The organism is Flavobacterium humi (assembly GCF_004745595.1).
Classification (GTDB): Bacteria; Bacteroidota; Bacteroidia; order Flavobacteriales; family Flavobacteriaceae; genus Flavobacterium; species Flavobacterium humi.
In genome coordinates this window covers 14,306-32,087 of record NZ_SRLH01000004.1, presented here as the reverse complement: position 1 = coordinate 32,087, position 17,782 = coordinate 14,306, and the positions used below count along the sequence as shown (strand labels likewise).

Below are 17,782 nucleotides of genomic sequence, written 5' to 3'. Positions count from 1 at the left end.
ACTCTACTTTTTTATGCTTCAACACGCTTTTAACCGCTACATTGACAGTTTCAGGGGTTTTTCGAGAGAAATCTGGATCCTGACACTCATGACTTTTATCAACCGCGCCGGAACGATGGTTTTACCTTTCCTGTCAAAATACCTGAAAGAAGACCTTCATTTCAGCTATAGCGAAATCAGCTGGATCCTGGTTTGTTTCGGGGCCGGTTCGATGATTGGTTCGTGGTTGGGCGGGAAACTCTCGGATAAGATCGGTTTTTACCGGATTATGATTTTCAGTTTGTTTACCAGTGGTATTGCTTTTTTCATACTGCAGTTTATAACCAGTTTCACAGGATTATGCATCAGCATGTTCGTTATTATGGTCATTGCCGATATGTTTCGCCCGGCGATGTTTGTTTCCCTCGGTGCTTACGCCAAAAAGGAAAACCGTACAAGAGCCCTGACTTTGGTACGGCTGGCCATTAACCTGGGGTTTGCCGCCGGTCCTGCTATGGGAGGTTTGATTATTATGAATATTGGTTATAAAGGACTGTTTTGGGTAGATGGCGCTACCTGTATTTTAGCGATCCTGATCTTTTGGCTGAATGTGAAAGAAAAGAAAAAATCAAAATTCACAGACAAAGAGCACCCGGGAGAAATATTGACCCATTCGGTATTTAAGGATAAGCCTTTTTGGATATTCTTAGGATGCTGCACCATTACGGGGATCCTTTTTTTCCAGTTGTTTACCACCATCCCTTTATATCACAAGGAGCAATTCAACTTAACGGAATTCCAAACCGGGCTGCTGTTGATGATGAACGGCCTGCTTATCTTTTTCCTGGAAATGCCCATCGTAAGTTATGTGGAAAGAAAACACCTGAATAAAGTCCGAATCGTTATATACGGTGCATTGTTTATGGCAATCAGTTTGTTTTTAATGCTCATTAATACCTGGGCCGGGATTTTGATCATCATGATGTTGTTTATGACTTTTGGGGAAATGTTCGCTTTTCCATTTTCGAATTCATTTGCCATGAGCCGCGCTCCAAAAGGGCACGAAGGCCGGTATATGGCTATTTTTACCATGAGTTACAGTTTGGCGCATATTGCCAGTGCTAAAATGGGCCTTGAGATCATTGGTTATTTCAACCGTAAATACGAACATATATATGGCCACAACTTTGGCTATGAGGTGAACTGGGCCTTTATGGGATTCCTGGGGATCGTTGCTGTATTTTTAGGTGTTTGGGTATATAATTTGACCAATAAGGAACCGGAAAATCATTTGGGCGAGGCAGCTTAAAAACTTCTTTTAATAACAAAAGCGATACTTTACCGTATCGCTTTTTTTTTAAAATCATGCAAGCTTTATTTTATTTTGGCCATACTGATTTTTTCCAGTGTTACTTTTGCATCGCCAATTCCTTTCTTCTTTATAATAATTTCGAAGTCATTATCCGAACGCAACAAATCATCTGAAATATAATAGGAGAAATTAAGTTTTACACCAGTTTCCGCTATTTCATGGTTTTCACCGGTCCCGTGATCGTGGCTCACACCAAAGAATGTCATCACTCCCACATATTGGTCTTGTTTGCCCGGATAACGAAGATAAATGGTATAATAGTCTTTCGGTTCTTTGTACACCACAACATCCAAATTCAATACGATCTTAGCATTGGCTTCGCTTTTAAATGATTTATTAGTGTTTTTGGCCAACTTCTCCGTTACTTTATGGACGAAGGCATTTTCTCCGATTATTTTCCCTACTTTTTGTTCCCAAATAACTTCCTTATTCGAATCCTGGAATGAAACTTTACTTTTCGCAGCAGCTAAAGCCGGAGTTTCCGATGATCCGTAAAGCAGGTTATCGTATTTGTAATCCAGGTTGAAAACCATGGCGTACATTTCTTCCATAGTATAAGTAATATGGTCTCCGTTTGGCGCTATAAACTCATACGGCCACGGGTTTGCCTTGAGTTCTTCTAACGTAGGGCGCTGGCCATATGAGGAAAGGTCCCAGGATTCCCAAATACGGTCAACCATACTGTGGTGCAGCCAGAAGATTGGGTCGAATCCTGCCGACGGCACATTGGCCATTAAACCTGAATATTCCTTTTGGTATATTTGATTGTAATACGACTCGCTCGGGTTTGCATATTCACCTCCTATAAGATCGTGCATATACCCGTGTGGTGAGCCTTCCAGTTTTTTGCTGAATCCCGCGGCTCCTGCAAAAGAAGGGTTTGTCTGCAATTCCCCAAGGGCCAATTGGATTTGTTCCACCTGATCGGCAAGGATTGGTTTTCCGTTATTAAGGATACTGTATCTTGCCGATTCATACAAAGAGCTTGATTTGTCCTGCATTTGTTTCGGCATGATATTTTCTGCCTCTTCTTTGCTTCCGTAATTCCAATACGGCAAGGCAAAATCATCTTTCCCGGACATTTCCCGGACAATTTTCTCTAAGAACCAAGTGTACATCCTGTGCCACAAAAGAAAATTCAGGGAAGCGCTTTCCGAACTTTTATGAGTACAATCGCCCCAGGCCCATAATTTATCCTTACTGGTCTGGTACTTTTCGCAAAGCTTGTTTGGCCCGTTAATAACATCCGGGATATTGTGCACGGCCCCTTGATAGTACCAGGATTGGCCCATGTCACAACCCATTTCCCGCATTTTCTTAAAGGCCACATTCATGGCGTCAAGATCTGCCTTTGCCTCTGGTGAGCTGGCATTTTTACGAATGTACTTCGTCACTTTCTTATCCTGGCTGTAGGCCATGCCCGTGAGCAGGATCGCAAATAATAAAAGAATGCTTTTTTTCATTTTAGTTTTGGTTTTAAGTAGTTATTAAATTAGTTAGTTATAGTACTTCCACTTCAAAAGTGAGTATTTCCGTATAGGCCGGATTGGCTTTGTCGTAGATTTTAAATTTTACAGTCCCGGTACCTATTTTGTTGGCCGGAATTACATGGATGGCGATAAACCCTTGCTGATCAGCATTTAATTTGCTAAAAGCAGAGCCTTTCGGGATTCCTATCTGGCAGGCGCCGTGCTGGCACATGGAACAATCCCATTCTTTGGGGAATGTATTGCTTACCGTTTCCCAGACCAGGTATATCGGTTTGTCCGAAATATTTTCAACTTTGATTTTGGAAAGGTCCAACCGTTTGCCTTTGAGCAGGCTTTCCTTATTCGTAGCATTGCCCACTACTGAAAAAGTAGGCTTCTTCTGCGCAAAAGAGCAGGAAAAGGAAAAAAGGACAATGAGGTATAAAAATGATTTTTTCATAATGCTTTTTTAACTGTTAATACAAAACCGGGATAGCGGCTCTATGATGCTCTTTTTTGGAAACAGGGTCTATAAAATGGTACACAATCCGGTCTTTTTCTGTTGTTTTGTCTAAAAAAAGAAGCATTTCCAGGCATTCGCCCGGATGCAAGGCAACTGTATATCCTTTGTCCGAACCTATAGCTCTAGAATCCTTTGTATGGATTAGCTGAACTGTCGCTCCAGGCGGAAAATCTACCTCATGGAGGTACAAACCGGCATTAACCAAACGAAGCAGTATTTTTTCCTTTTTATGCGCGAATGATTGCAACCCCTTTGTTTTCAAGGCCATTTTACCATTAATCAGAAAATAACCCGGCTGGTATTTGGGGAAAGCTACCGGTTTGTTTTCGCTATCGTATTCTGTTCCCATCAGGGTATCGGTATGCCATTGGGTATCAATTTCATAACTGCACCAAAGCGCTTCGTTAGAAGGTCTAACCACTAAAGTATCCTCTTCCTTTGCCCGTATAATGATGGTGCCAAACATGCCGGCCTGAAGGTTAAAAGGATAATTTTCAGGGCTGTAGTAAAGATATGTCCCGGCTTTTTTGGCCCAAAAAGAATAAAATCCGTGTTCCATATGATGGACAGGCTCATTCTTGGCCATGATTTCCTTTTCTTTATTCCGCTGTTGGAAATCAATTCCTTTGCAATACAACGAAACCGGATTCCCTTGCGAAATGTTCCAAAAATCAATAGCCAGGCTATCCCCTTCCTTAAGATCAATGGCTGATCCGGGCAACGCAACCTGGCCGGAAAGCGAATTTGTAAACCCGAAAGTCCTTATTTCCAGATTGTTTTTAATCGCGAGCTTTCCCGTTGTCCTTCCAATAATTAATTGCTCCTTTTGAGAAAACAACAATGTGCTCGCCAGGAGAAAAGAAAACACCCATATGTTCCTGTACCTTTTCATTTATACCCGATTACCCTTTAAAATATGCTTTTTTTAGTATTCAAATGTAAAACTATCCTACGCCAAAAAATAGCGTAAAAACACCTGTTTTGTAGTAAAAATACTAATATTTCATATGTCATCAAAGTATTCAAACTAAATTCATTTCATCGCAAATTTCCCACTTCTTTCACTATCTTTATAACTTCCAACAACTTACACCCAAACAAGTCTACTATTACCGTAATAAAACTTAAAAATTAGTTAAATAACTATAAAAATAGTTGTGTAACTAAAAATATAGTTATAAGTTTGGGATATAAATGTAAGTCATGCAAAAGTTAACGAATAAAGAAGAAGAGGTAATGCACATTTTATGGAAGCTCAAAAAAGCTTTCGTGAAGGATGTCCTGGCTGAAATCACTGAAGACCAGCCGCATTACAATACACTTTCGACCATAATAAGGAACCTTGAGGAAAAAGGGTTTGTGTCGCACAATGCCTACGGGAACACGCACCAGTACTTCCCTGTTGTCGCCATGGAGGAATACCGCAAGCGTTTCATGAATACGGCTATTGACAATTATTTCAACAGTTCTTATAAGAGCCTGGTTTCCTTTTTTGCGGAAGAAGAGAAAATTTCAGCCGAAGAATTACGCGAAATATTAGACATCATCGAAAAAAAGAAATAGTATGGAAACACTTTTCATATATTTATTAAAAGCAAGTGCGCTCATCGCAGCTTATTTTTTAGCCTATCATTTTTTACTGAGGAAAGATACTTTTTTCAATACAAACAGATGGTTTTTGCTGGCCGGGCTTATCACTTCGGTTGTCATGCCTTTATTATTTATCCGAAAAGTGGTTATCGTAGAAAAACCCAAAATTGCCTTAGACGACCTGGTGCAGTACGCCAACCAGGCCGAGCTTCCGGCAGAAACCGCTATAGATTGGTCACAACTGGCCGTTATCGGTTACACGCTCATCTCGGTCGTATTATTGGGACAAATCATAACGCACCTGATCTCCCTTTTCAAGCTCTTGTATAAAAAAGACGTTGTCAAGAAAGAACAGTTCTCCCTGGTAGACCTGAATGAGGACATCGCCCCGTTTTCCTTTTTTAATTATATCGTTTACAATTCCAGTTTTTATACCCATGAAGAGCTGCACAGCATCCTGCTCCATGAAAAAATCCATAGCCGCGAAAGGCATTCGGTAGATATTTTACTGGCGAAGGTATTTTGCATCATCTTTTGGTTCAACCCTTTTATGTGGCTTTACAAAAAAGCCATTACACAAAACCTTGAATATATTGCAGACCAGAAAGCAATACAGCATATTGACGACAAAAAAGTGTATCAAAAAGCGCTTTTAAAGGTAGTTTCTCATCAAAACTGCTTAACGATTACCAATCATTTTTATCAATCATTAATCAAAAAACGAATTGTTATGTTAAACAAAAATCAATCAAGCAAGACAAATTCATGGAAGTACCTCGCTGTGCTTCCGCTCCTGGCGCTGTTCATGCTCCAGTTCCAGGTAAAGGTCCTGGCACAGGAGAAGGCATCCAAAAATGAAAACCACAGGAAAAACAAGGATGTAGTTTCTGTCGTTATCGACAAAAATTCAACCAACGAAGAAATCGACAGGGATGCTGCAATGCTGAAAAACAATCACGGCGTTACCTTGAAAGTTTCCAAAGTAAAAAGAAACGGCAATGGCGAAATTACCGGTATCAAGGTAACTTACAAAGACAAAAACGGCAACACTGGAACCAGCCAGACCGAAAGCGATTCGCCTATCCAACCGATACATTTCTATAAGGAAACCGATTCAAACGGAAAAGGGTCGATTGGTTTTGGAAGATCGAAAACAAGAGGTTTGAACGGATTAGCACAAATCAGAAAGATCAAACATCATGATGACAATGATGATGTTGAAGTAATTGTCGGGGACGAAGACGATTACGGCTTCAACTGGGAAGCTCCTGAAATGCCGGAGATGCCAGAAATGCCAGAAATGCCAGAAATGCCGGAGATGCCGGAAGATGCAATGGCTCCGGTTCCACCAATCCCTCCGCTTCCTCCAAATCCGCCGAGAACCCGAAAAATTGTGGTAAAACATGACGGAAACAAAAAAGAAGTATGGGTAAATGGTGAAAAAATTGCCGAAGATATTATTGGCGATATGGATTTTGGCGATTATGAAAGATCATTCGTATACGATACCAAAGGACCAAAAGGGCCAAAGGGTTCAAAAAGAGCCAAAAGGATTGTTCTTGGGGACGATGTTGAAGTACAAACCATCCATGAAGGCGACGGCAAAGTCATTGTCGTAACCAAAAACAAAAACGGGCGAAGAACAGAAAATATAGAGCGCATCAATATCCGCAGGCAAGCAATGGAAGATGCAAGGGAGGCCGCTGAAGACGCAAGGGAAGCCATAGAAGAAGCGCAGGAAGAAGCCCAGGAAGCTCGTAGAGAAGCCATGAGAGAAAGCAAAAAAGCAATGATCGAGGCCAAAAAAGCCATGAAAGACAGGGAAAAAGACATGATCGAAGCCAAAAAAGCAAGGGAAGAAGCTGCAAAAGCAAGGGAGGAAGCCCAAAAAGAAAAAGAGAAGAGAACTAATTAAAACAAAAAAGGCTGCCAAACCCAAGGCAGTCTTTTTTTTATACCTTTGTCAAAAATCACCGGTATGTACAAAATTTTAGCGCAGGTAAACAAATTGATCTTACCCAGTTTTTCCAAACAACAACTGGATTTGTCCAAAGCCAAAAAATGGCAAATGGCTATTATCGGCTGGCGGTATTATGTAACATCAAGAGCTTTAAGCAATTAATAAAGCCTTCAAGGAATTAATTATTTATTTTTTATTTCTTGTTTGCATTTTAACCAAATATGACTATATTTGCACCCGCAAACAAGTTCACTGAACGCTTTAGCGCTCCGTATTTGCTAGCAACGGCCTCGTGGCGCAACTGAATAGCGCATCTGATTACGGCTCAGAAGGTTACTGGTTTGAATCCAGTCGAGGTCACAAAACAAGCCTATTTTAGGCATTTTTTAAAGGTTTTAGTCAACATTTAGTCAACAACAGTTGTAAAATGAAGATTAAAACCTTTTTTATTGCGATTGTTTTTATGAATTCAACTAGAACAAAAGAAATTATTAATATACAAATGCAGAGCGAAAAAAAATTTAAAACTAAAACTGGTTTTTGCCACATTCTCCCAGACAAAATAATATTGACGAGAGATGGAATAATAGGAAATGTTTCCGAAATAACTGCGGAAAATGGAATTTCGAGAATCTTAATAATTTATTCTTTGATTTCAGTTTACTTCCTTTACAATGCTTTTACAAATTATCAAACAGGAAAAGTTTTTTCTGCAATCTTTTATAGTTTGTTTGCCATCTTTTTAATTTACGGAATTGCAAAAAGCTTCAATAATTCTACTACGCCTATAATTGAAAGAAATAAAATAAAAGCAGTTAGATTTACCAATGCTAAATTTGGTCTAACCCGTTCACAATTTGAGATGATGTTTGAAGATGATCATGGAAAATTAAAAAAACGATTAGTTATGCTTCCTGGTTCATTGAATGATGGGCAAAATGAAACGAAAAAAGCACTGGAGATAATGAAAAGCGAGGGAATAATAATATCTTAAATAATAACGGCGGCTAACAGCGATTTCGCGCAATTGCTGGTTTTTATCTTTACACGTTCACGAAAAACATTTATCTTTAACAGAAAAATTTAAAGCCAAAAATTTCTTATACTCAGGTTCGCTCGTGTCAATAGTTAGCGGAATGTATTTTGAAATTAATATGTAACAGTACTTGTCTAACACTTGCTTCAACGTTAACACCCAGATTGCGCATAAATTCTTAAATAATCAATTAGATGACAGAAGAAGATAATAAATTAATTTTGAGTAGCATTAGAGCATTACAAGGAGAAATTACATCTTCATTACGTTCTGTATCGGTAGAGTTGCGTGAAAAAAAAATAATTTGGCAATGTTTATTTGATTCTGATGCGACAGAAGATGATTTTGAACTTATGTCTGTGGCATGTACTGAAGTTATAGCAGATTATCCTTGGGGTTACGGTTTAGAGGAAATTATTAAATATGTTCCCGCTCCGGAAAATATGAAGCATTTGGAAAATTTGATTTACTTACGACACGAAAAAAATTATTATAAATAAAATTCACTACTGCTAACACTTGCTACAAGAGATTTAGGCAATTGGCTTAATTTAAAAATAGGATCTTGTATTTGGGACGTTTAGGCAAATCCGAAGATAAGGCTTAATTTAACCCCAAACCACTTGTAGTAATGGGACGTTAGCATCAATGTCTCCTGCCGACGAAAAAACGTCGAGTTGAAAAAAGTCCTGAATACGACTTCCGAAATTTCGTTGCGCAAAAGATTCGTGAAAACCGAACCGAAATAGATACAGAAAAGAATGCGAAAAATAACAGTCAAAAATTAACGCAACAAAACACAATTCGAGCTTCGCTCGATTTTTTTTATAATTAAGTTTAGAACTTCCGAAAACGATAAGCCAAAACGTTACGTAAAAGAAGCAGAATAAAATGAGGCAAAATATTCGTTCTTCCCTTTATGTGTCGCCACCAATCCTAACATCAGCTACAATCAATTACTGATTTTCTAGTAAATAGAACGTTTATTTTATTAACTTCGTTTTTTCCTAATGGGAAAAATCAGTTTCAAAGCCGCAACTGAATCGTAGCCGCGAGACGTTATAGGAAACCCTTTTTCACGTGTACGGTATAAAAGACATAAACTCAAGTTTGTGGAAAAGTTTAGTAATAAATTCTAAATTTTAACTTTCATATTTAATTTATAGTACCTAAATTAGCATACTATAATTAGCAAATAATATGAGTGCTGGGAGAAACGTAAATACACAAAGTCAAAGTTGGGGAACTCCAATAAAATATGTTAGGGCTGTAAAGGAATTTTTTGGAGGCTCTATTTCATTAGATCCATGCTCCAACCCATATTCTATTGTAAAAGCAGAAGTTGAATTTTCTTTACCCGAAACTGATGGGCTTAAACAAACATGGGATTTTCCAACAATTTATGTAAACCCTCCATACGGCTCCGATAAAGAAAGAAAAACAACAATAAAAAATTGGCTTGCTAAGTGCGCATTAGCTAATGAAAAATATAACTCAGAAGTTCTTGCATTAGTACCCGTAGCAACAAATACTGGTCATTGGAAACAGAGCGTATTTGGTAATGCAAAAGCAGTATGTTTCCTATATGATACTAGACTTAGGTTTTTAGAAAATGGCTTAGATGTGGGTAGTGGTGCGCCTATGGCGTGTTCAATTATTTATTGGGGTAATAACTATCAAAGATTTTTTGAAGTCTTTATCGAGTTTGGCGCGGTAATAGATTTATCACATTTGCAAAATGAAGAAATCGGAATTGATAGAAAAAATTTAAGGTTAGAACTATAGTTCTTCAACTATTAATCTATTTCCATCATTGTTGAGATGTTTGAAAACAACAAAGTTTCCAATCTCCATTTCATACATAACCTTTCTTTCGAAATGCTCAATGATTTCTAAAATCAATTTTCTAACTTCAACATTGTTTTTATAGCTAGTTTTCGTAATTCTATCTTGATAATTTTCACCAAATTTTTCTTCAAACTTTTCAAAAAGATGAATCAAAATTACATCAGGTATAATTAAATTATAATCGTTACAAAGTCTAATCATTGAACGACTTTTATTTTCCCAATGCGAAGCTTCACCAATTACTAAAATTGAAATAAAGGATTTATCGTCTGTTTTGTCAAAATGCCCAAGCACTTTTTTTCTCACATCTAAAGATACAAATGAAGCTTGCTTCGCTTTTTCTGGAGTTTGCGGTCCAGGCAAAGATTCATTGACATTAATTTTAGAGACATTTAAACCATCAAGTTCTTTAATTTCTATTACAATACATTTTGTAATGTGATCCTCAATTTCAGAAAGTTTTTGATCAGGAGCTAATACAAAAATATTATTATTAACATCAACTGCAACTAATGCCTGACTATTAAGATTACAATTAAATCGATAAATATCAGTTGATACAATTTGTTGCGCTTGTATTTTATCAACTCGTATTTTTATGTTATTTTCTCCATTAACTTCACCGCTGACATGAGTAAGCCACTTATAATCAGTATTGCCCGGAGAAATTATAAAACTATATCCATCAGTCTCGTAAAAACTGTTTTTATTTGCAGGTATAGCTTTCCATTTTTTAAAATTTGCTTTTATAGTTTGCTCAACACCGACTTTTTTACACTCAATAATTCCGAAAAGGTCTTCCGATTTTTTCGATGGTTTGTGTGTAGCATTTACATGATAAAACGAAAATTCAACTTTGTGTTTTGCGCTCGTCGCTCCTTCAACTCCATCTTCTACAACTAGATAATTTACTAAATTATCTTCTAACTTAATCATTCCTAAAGTTAATAATTCAATTGCATCTCCTACTTTTCTCCCTATTTGATGGCCCTTTTGTCCTAAGCCCTGGGTAAATTTAAACACATCAGATAAATTCATTTTTCCAATTTTACAATAGCTCTTTTAAATCCACACCTAAAGCGCTAGCTATTTTATTTATATTTATTAGCGTGATGTTTTTTTCTGCTCGTTCAATCATTCCGATATAAGTTCTATGAACATCGGCAAGGCTTGCCAATTGTTCTTGTGAGAGTCCTTTTTGAGTTCTTATCTCTCTAACTCTATCTCCAAACTTTATTAAAATTTCAGATTTATTTTTCATTGCTAATTAAAGTATGCTAATCTATATTTAATAAAAGCTTTTAACAACATACTAAAGTTAGCATTATTCAAAATCAGTACTTATAACTCTAATGAATTTAATATTCGAAGAGCAGAAAGAACATTGTTGACAACTGTATTCTGAGAAAAGCGTTAACGCAAGTAGTAAGGGCTTCCTATAACAGCGGTTTGGATTTATTGCTCCGTTAGTATGTGTTTGGAGTTTTCGGAAAGTCCGGTTTACTTAAAACTCTTCGCTAAATTAGCCGCAACCTCGCAAATCCGAAAAACGTTAGCATCGATGTCTCCTACGGACGGAAAAACATCGAGTTGAAAAAGCCCTGAATACTACTTCTGAAATTTCTTTGCGCAAAAAGATTCATGAAACCCGAACCGAAATGGATACGGAAAAGAATGCGAAAAATAACGGTCAAAAATTAACGCAACAAAACACAATTCGAGCTTCGCTCGATTTTTTTTATAATTAAGTTTAGAACTTCCGAAAACGATAAGCCGAAACGTTACGTAAAAGAAGCGGAATAAAATGAGGCAAAATATTCGTTCTTCCCTTTATGTGTCGCCACCTATGCTAACATCGCCTACAATCAATTGCTGGTTTTCTAGTAAATAGAACTTTTATTTTATTAACTTCGTTTTTTCCTAATGGAAAAATCAGTTTCAAAACCACAACTGAACCGTAGCCGCAGAACGTTAACCGTCAGTTTGGGGGACGTACAAAAATCGACCCAAAAACCTAAATAAAAATGAATGAATTTGACGTGAATTCAGATGTTGAAGAAAGAGAGCTTGAAAAGCAACTCCAAAAGTTGCCTAAAGAAAAATGGAAAATCTGGAGATTAATTGCTGTTGGAATTATTATGCCTTTTGTTGGTCCATATATTCCAATGAGAAAAGGAACTTTGGCAGAAAGAATGGGTTATAGCGATGCCGTATTGTTGTTTGGTGCTATTTTAGTAATTGTTGTTCCTATTGGTTGTTATATGCATTTTCAAAAAATCAACAACCAAATATTTGAAGCTGAATGTGACCTAGAAAATCTTAAGCGGAAAAATAAACAGAAAATTGAAAGCGGAATAACAGAATAGGAAAAAACCGAACGGCTAACACACGTTTGGAGCAATTACGAATTTTGTGATAAGTTCACGTTCGCGTTTCACAAGAAATTTTATCTTTAACAGAAAACAATTCGTTCCGAACTTCGCGACTGACGAGAGGCGGCGGAACATTAGCGGTAAGCTTAAAAAAATAGTTTTATGAAGAACAATTGGATTAATCATCCTATAGTATTAAAAGGAGCTGAAATAAAGCTACTCCCATTAGAAAAAGAACATTTAGAAGATTTATTTGTTGCTGCATCCAATAAAGAAATATGGGAACTAACATCTGTAGATTATTCAGTTGAAGAAATATTTTATCCGAATTTCAACAATGCAATGAATGATAGAGAAAAAGGAACAGCGTATCCTTTCATTATTGTTCACAAACATTCAAACAAAATTATTGGAACTACTAGATTTCTTGAAATATACCCTAATGACAAAAAAATAGAAATAGGCGTTACTTGGATTATGAAAGAATATTGGGGAACAACTGTAAACCTAGAATGTAAACTATTACTACTCAAATATTGTTTCGAAAATTTAAAAACGAATAGGGTTCAATTTAGAGCAAAAGATAATAATTTACGTTCAAGAAAAGCAATTGAAAAAATTGGTGGAACATTTGAAGGAATTTTAAGAAAAGATAAAATAGAACCAAATGGAATACCCAGAAATACCGCTTTTTATAGTATTTTGGATAGTGAATGGAAAAATGTAAAACAAAGTATTAAAAACCAAATCGAGATAAAAGCCTACCGCTAACAGTCGTTTCAAGAAATGTTGAAAGATGTGGTAAATTCACATTTTCATTCGCAAGAAATTTTATCGTAGCCGAAAGAAATCAGCTCCAAACTTCGCAACCATCGCCAAGCGTCAATTGTCTTCAATCGGCGCTTTTTTTGTGTTTAGGACAAAAACAATTAAAGTAATCATACAATTTTCTGTAATTTGTCTTTTCCTAAAACTCTTTAGCAACTTAAAATCCTTACATTTACCCGCTGGCTAACCAAATTTCGCTGTATAATTAATCAATTTTGCAGCGTCAGGTCAATTAATTTTAAGCAGTCAAGATGGAAAAACATACTGTATCAGTAGCATCGTTACCCTTAGACGATCATATACTATCGAATATTCAAATCAAGAAAGCCAATTTGTTACCAGGTCTGCAATCTCGGCTAGATTCTATGGAAATGAAAGAAAAACCGATAATGGATCCTTCCATTCCTTACAGGGATATGACAGATACAGCGAGTAAAAAAGAAAGTATTGCCCGAATAATTGATAAACTTGACGTTGAAAACAGTTTAAGATATCAAAGAACTGTAGAAGACACCTATTGCAATGTATACTCTTATGATTATTGCTATTTCGCTAAAGTATATCTTCCAACCGTTTGGTGGACTCCCGAATCCCTTGAAAAAATTATACGGGGACAAGATGTAGAAGCTGTTTTTGAACAAACCGTAGACCGTATCTATTCCAGTGCTATACACGACTGGTTTTTAGAATGGGGACCAAATTTTGGATGGGAAAAAATGTTTACAGCTGAAGAAATCCAACAGAAGGTAAATGCCCATGGCGGAATTGGAATAATCTGCGCCAAGAGAAGAGAAAAAGGCCTCTCCGGACACATTGTTCCCGTGGTTCCTGAAACAGAGCTGCATAAAGCGTACCGCGAAAATGGCGTTGTCATATATCCGCTGCAGTCACAGGCAGGAAAACTGAATTACAATTACTTTTCGGAGGTGAGGAAAGACTGGTGGAATGATGATTTGTATTCCTCTTATGTGTTTTATTATCACGAATAAAAACGCAATTCGCCCTATCGTTAAACATTCAAAAAAATATTGATTATCAACGAGATAACCACTTGGAAATACGATAATAAAAAACTACTTTTACAGCTTAGAAAAAATAAGAACAGCAAAAATTGTGATTTAGCCGTTCCTTTGCTTAAATTATTGATACAAAAGCGATTAATAACACTGGTAATTTTATAACACCATTATAAAATTTTACTCCGTATTTGATCTTTCCTTCGATAAAAAGTGCGAAATATCTAAAATACAAATTCCTATTATTTTTAAAAGTAAACAAAAACTTTTATGCTGGAGGCAAGAATGTGCTTAATCCATTATAGGTTTCCTGTCACTAATGGTAACACGCCGAATTTGTGTCTTCAGATGAAATAATGCTTTAAAAATTATAATTAACCTTAAAAAAGAAAATAAGTATAAATGAAAGACAATCAGACAAAAAAATACTATTGGGGAATAGGATTGGAAAACGAAACCTACATGCAGTTTGAAGAACCCCTAATAGTTTCTGGTGAATTTATACAAGAAAAAATTGGCTTTGAGAAATATAGTATTGATTACAGGAAATGCTATAAACCTGAAAGCCTGGCTCCTATGCTCAAAAAAGCTTTTAACCTGACTAAAAACTATAAAGTAAGCCGAATGATGAACAGTCATTCGCTGGAAAAGCTCGATATCAATTATCAGCACAAGACATTATCGCCAGTAAAAACATTAATTGGTACGGAAGCCGGTGAGGCGGTCTCAGAACCGATTGAAAATCCGGAATATCTCGGCAAATCGATCATGGAACTTTTCCTTGAAGATCAGCCATACAACATTCAGAGTATGATTACCCAAAGAAACAAAACGATGGGATCTGTGCATTTTGATGGTGATTCCATTGAATTTGTAACCAAATATTTTGAAAACAGGACAATTACTGATTCCTGCAAAGAATTGAAAGCAACCAAAAAACTGTTTTTGGATAAAATCAACGAATCGTCTGTGTTAAACGGAAAATTAAATTTTCCGGATTACAACAACGGCCTTAATATGTTTATGACCAATCAGGAAAACCTGGTTTTGTTCAATAACGGAACCTACCATTTTCATATCACCTTACCGTCATTGACAGAAGACAGCAGAATTGTGGATTACAATGATTTTGAAAAAACACATGCTAACGCTATTTACCTATTACAGTGGTTTGAGCCTTTTTTCATATCCACGCTCGGAAGTCCTGATATTATGGGCGTGATCAGTGATAAATACAGTTTAGACAAAAAATTTACTTTGGGTTCAATGCGAAATGCCATGTCCCGTTACATAGGTGTTGGGACCTATAACAAATCAATGCCAAAAGGTAAAATCCTAACCTATAAGGTAGACAATTTTAGAAAACTACTGAAATTTACAAAAGAAGAAAACATCTGGTGGCGCGATCAGATTGAAGCCGACATGGAATATGAAATGCTTTCAGAGGTGGGGCTTGATTTTAATCAGGAAAAAATGTACCAGAGCGGTTTCGAATTCAGAAGCTTTGACGAATTCCCGGCGGAGTATTTAAATGATGTTCTTTTTTCTATTATTCTCATTTGCGAACATTCCCTAAACCTGCCTGATGTGCCATGGGGACATGACAGCAAAGCCTGGAATAACCTGGTCTTTAAAACCTTAAAAACGGGTTATGCCACTGAAATCAATGATGAAGAAAAGAAAGAGCTTTTAAATTTACTGCAGCTATTAAATCCTTCAGATTCTAATTATAGTACACTAAAATCAGAATTTGAGGCCATCATCATGCTGGATGAATTTTTCTTTAAAATTTTGGCTGTTTTACATGACAAATACAAGGACAACAACATTTGCCTGGATGCTATGTACGGACAAAAAACAAGTACCGCTCCAAAATGGGATAACTTTAATAAATACCAGGCCGAAAGGCATTTAAAGCAAATTGGTTCGTTCTGCGATAATTAAAAAAGTATATCAAAATGCAAAATGGGTGCAAATTCTGGTAAAAGCGGGACAATTTTTACGTTAAATCCCCAACAGGGCATCCAAAGACATATAAGCCAATCTCTTCAAATCTTCCATAAAATTTATAGAAATTTGTCCAGTCGAGGTCACTCTTAAATCCCTAAATCAATGATTTAGGGATTTTTTTATGCTTTTTTTCTAATTCCCCCTAACAAATCAACAACAATCGGTATTCCCCTTCATTTTCTATCGGTGCTCTATGGATACAAGGCAGTACTTGTTGTTTTGGATGGTCTACAGCCAGGCGCCAAATGTGTCCTAAACCTAAATTAACAGGTGATGCATCCCCATGTGCCTGATAATGCAAATCAAAGTAATTCTCCTTCAAAAAGTTTTCGAATCCTTCTTCTGGCCCAGTATGCAGTTCTTTTAGTTTTGCCCGGATTTCCGGAATGAGGATTTTTTGCTCTGCCTGTGAGTTAGGTATAATATCACTCGCCGCTCCGTGATAGGTACATAAAAAAGTGTCTGTTGCAATGGGAGAACGGTCAACATGAAACGAATATACATCGGTGGATATGAAATCAAATTCCTCATCACGCTCATAACACTTCAATAAATTAAGAGACGGCGAAGCCCCAAAACCCGTTAATAATTGTAAATCATGTAAGATTATGTCCCGCGCCATATTGCCTTTTTCTGATAATTGAAGTGCAATCAAATCTTCAGGGTAAACTTCCGTTATATTTTCTTTTAGACATAATTGGGTTACAATCTCGTTAAAATTGCCATCCAAATTCCTATACCAGCATAGCGCGTTTATTCCTCCCTTAAAATCAGTATGTACAAGCTCAGGGAAAGTAGATACCATTCCAATTTGGTTGCTGTCAGAAAATGAATTGTTCATAGTATACTATTAGAAAATTAGCTACTTCATGCATTGCAAAATTATGCAATCCTATTTTACTCTTCAAATCTTCCATAAAATGTTGTGGAATTTGTCCGTCAGCGGTCAACCAAATCAATAATTTCGGGTTTTTTTATACCTTTTTATTACCAAGGGATCTCCCCTGTTTCAGGATTGTTTTCTTCGCTGAAAAATTTTCCTGTCGGACCGTCTTTATCCGTCAAAGCATATTTTACAATGCGTTTTCCTGCTACTTCTACCGCTCCAGTCCCGCGGTGCCCGTTAAAATCTGTCTTGGTATAGCCGGGGCAAACTGCATTTACTTTAAAATCAGTATCCTTTAATTCGTACGCCAACACAACGGTATACATATTCAAGGCTGCTTTTGAAGAAAGATAAACGATACCTTTGTAATCGTAATATTTGTAAGCAGGATCGCTGTGCAACGTAATGGAGCCCTGGCTTGAACTTACATTTACAATACGCGGCTGAGGAGATTTTTTCAACAAATCAATAAACGCTTGTGTGACTCGTACTACGCCATACACATTGGCATCATAGGTTGCTTTGAACTGTTCCACTGTTACATCAAATGCGGATTGCGGATAACCGCCGTAAATCCCTGCATTGTTGATAAGGATATCCAATGATTTTGTTTTCCTGCCTATTGCTTCACGGGCTTCCTGTACCGATGCATCATTTGTTACATCAAGCCAGATGCATTCCACATTGTGTATCCCTTCTGCCTTTAATCTGGCAACGGCTTCCCTCCCATTTTCCAGATTCCGGCTGCCGAGATACACATACAGCCCTTTTTGCGCAAGTTGCTTTGCCACTTCAAAGCCAATGCTCTTATTTGCCCCTGTTACTAATGCTGTTTTACACTGATCTTTAGCAGTGTTTCCTTCGGAGTGTGTAATTACTTCGCCATTCATTTT

The 17,782-nt window shown here is 36.9% G+C and carries 18 protein-coding genes and 1 tRNA gene; 12 read left to right on the top strand and 7 right to left on the bottom strand.

The window, feature by feature from the left end:
• Positions 1 to 13: 13 nt before the first annotated feature.
• Positions 14 to 1,288 carry an MDR family MFS transporter gene (locus tag E4635_RS07685; RefSeq protein ID WP_135526055.1) on the top strand — a complete coding sequence of 425 codons (1,275 nt, stop codon included), beginning with the start codon at positions 14 to 16 and terminating at the stop codon, positions 1,286 to 1,288.
• Positions 1,289 to 1,353: 65 nt separating this feature from the next.
• On the opposite strand, the gene E4635_RS07680 is transcribed toward E4635_RS07685, so the two are convergent.
• From E4635_RS07680 to E4635_RS07670, 3 genes are read right to left on the bottom strand one after another with little or no spacing between them, the layout of a single operon-like run.
• Positions 1,354 to 2,814 carry a tyrosinase family protein gene (locus tag E4635_RS07680; RefSeq protein WP_135526054.1) on the bottom strand — a complete coding sequence of 487 codons (1,461 nt, stop codon included), beginning with the start codon at positions 2,812 to 2,814 and terminating at the stop codon, positions 1,354 to 1,356.
• A gap of 37 nt (positions 2,815 to 2,851) precedes the next feature.
• The gene (locus E4635_RS07675) at positions 2,852 to 3,280 is read right to left on the bottom strand and encodes a hypothetical protein (RefSeq protein WP_135526053.1); all 429 of its coding nucleotides are present in this window, start codon (positions 3,278 to 3,280) and stop codon (positions 2,852 to 2,854) included.
• 16 nt (positions 3,281 to 3,296) lie between these two features.
• Complete coding sequence (locus tag E4635_RS07670) at positions 3,297 to 4,235, bottom strand: multicopper oxidase domain-containing protein (RefSeq protein WP_135526052.1); 939 nt, start codon at positions 4,233 to 4,235, stop codon at positions 3,297 to 3,299.
• A gap of 311 nt (positions 4,236 to 4,546) precedes the next feature.
• On the opposite strand from E4635_RS07670, the gene E4635_RS07665 reads away from it, so the two are divergent.
• The 7 genes from E4635_RS07665 to E4635_RS07635 all read left to right on the top strand — a co-directional run bounded on the left by E4635_RS07665 (position 4,547) and on the right by E4635_RS07635 (position 9,714).
• On the top strand, positions 4,547 to 4,906 hold the full coding sequence (locus tag E4635_RS07665; RefSeq protein WP_135526051.1) for a BlaI/MecI/CopY family transcriptional regulator: 360 nt from the start codon (positions 4,547 to 4,549) through the stop codon (positions 4,904 to 4,906).
• Between the two features lies 1 nt (position 4,907).
• Positions 4,908 to 6,848, top strand: a complete 1,941-nt coding sequence (locus tag E4635_RS07660) for a M56 family metallopeptidase (protein ID WP_135526050.1) — start codon at positions 4,908 to 4,910, stop codon at positions 6,846 to 6,848.
• A gap of 63 nt (positions 6,849 to 6,911) precedes the next feature.
• Entirely contained in the window at positions 6,912 to 7,055 is a 144-nt protein-coding gene (locus E4635_RS07655; RefSeq protein ID WP_135526049.1) for an SsrA-binding protein, read from the top strand.
• Between the two features lie 124 nt (positions 7,056 to 7,179).
• Positions 7,180 to 7,253 (top strand) — tRNA-Arg (locus E4635_RS07650).
• Between the two features lie 67 nt (positions 7,254 to 7,320).
• A complete protein-coding gene (locus E4635_RS07645; protein WP_246020727.1) occupies positions 7,321 to 7,887 on the top strand; it encodes a phosphoribosylaminoimidazolesuccinocarboxamide synthase in 567 nt (188 codons plus the stop codon).
• Between the two features lie 236 nt (positions 7,888 to 8,123).
• Entirely contained in the window at positions 8,124 to 8,429 is a 306-nt protein-coding gene (locus E4635_RS07640; protein ID WP_135526048.1) for a hypothetical protein, read from the top strand.
• A 700-nt stretch (positions 8,430 to 9,129) separates the two neighbouring features.
• Positions 9,130 to 9,714, top strand: a complete 585-nt coding sequence (locus tag E4635_RS07635; RefSeq protein ID WP_135526047.1) for a DNA N-6-adenine-methyltransferase — start codon at positions 9,130 to 9,132, stop codon at positions 9,712 to 9,714.
• On the opposite strand, the gene E4635_RS07630 is transcribed toward E4635_RS07635, so the two are convergent.
• Both E4635_RS07630 and E4635_RS07625 read right to left on the bottom strand, forming a co-directional pair.
• Positions 9,709 to 10,815, bottom strand: a complete 1,107-nt coding sequence (locus tag E4635_RS07630) for a hypothetical protein (protein ID WP_135526046.1) — start codon at positions 10,813 to 10,815, stop codon at positions 9,709 to 9,711. The two genes, E4635_RS07635 and E4635_RS07630, sit on opposite strands and share 6 nt — an antisense overlap.
• A 10-nt stretch (positions 10,816 to 10,825) precedes the next feature.
• The gene (locus E4635_RS07625; protein WP_135526045.1) at positions 10,826 to 11,038 is read right to left on the bottom strand and encodes a helix-turn-helix domain-containing protein; all 213 of its coding nucleotides are present in this window, start codon (positions 11,036 to 11,038) and stop codon (positions 10,826 to 10,828) included.
• A gap of 763 nt (positions 11,039 to 11,801) precedes the next feature.
• Between E4635_RS07625 and E4635_RS07620 the strand changes: the two genes are divergently transcribed.
• From E4635_RS07620 to E4635_RS07605, 4 genes are all read left to right on the top strand, one after another.
• Positions 11,802 to 12,143, top strand: coding sequence for a hypothetical protein (locus E4635_RS07620; protein ID WP_135526044.1), 342 nt, complete (start codon positions 11,802 to 11,804; stop codon positions 12,141 to 12,143).
• Between the two features lie 168 nt (positions 12,144 to 12,311).
• Positions 12,312 to 12,920 carry a GNAT family N-acetyltransferase gene (locus E4635_RS07615; RefSeq protein WP_135526043.1) on the top strand — a complete coding sequence of 203 codons (609 nt, stop codon included), beginning with the start codon at positions 12,312 to 12,314 and terminating at the stop codon, positions 12,918 to 12,920.
• Between the two features lie 428 nt (positions 12,921 to 13,348).
• Entirely contained in the window at positions 13,349 to 13,966 is a 618-nt protein-coding gene (locus tag E4635_RS07610; protein WP_246020726.1) for a hypothetical protein, read from the top strand.
• 429 nt (positions 13,967 to 14,395) lie between these two features.
• Positions 14,396 to 15,937, top strand: coding sequence for a hypothetical protein (locus E4635_RS07605; protein ID WP_135526041.1), 1,542 nt, complete (start codon positions 14,396 to 14,398; stop codon positions 15,935 to 15,937).
• A 208-nt stretch (positions 15,938 to 16,145) separates the two neighbouring features.
• Here E4635_RS07605 and E4635_RS07600 read toward each other — a convergent pair whose 3' ends face one another.
• Together E4635_RS07600 and E4635_RS07595 are read right to left on the bottom strand one after the other, a co-directional pair.
• Positions 16,146 to 16,844, bottom strand: a complete 699-nt coding sequence (locus E4635_RS07600) for a DUF1826 domain-containing protein (protein ID WP_135526040.1) — start codon at positions 16,842 to 16,844, stop codon at positions 16,146 to 16,148.
• A 146-nt stretch (positions 16,845 to 16,990) separates the two neighbouring features.
• Positions 16,991 to 17,779, bottom strand: a complete 789-nt coding sequence (locus E4635_RS07595; RefSeq protein ID WP_135526039.1) for an SDR family oxidoreductase — start codon at positions 17,777 to 17,779, stop codon at positions 16,991 to 16,993.
• Between the last annotated feature and the right edge of the window lie 3 nt (positions 17,780 to 17,782).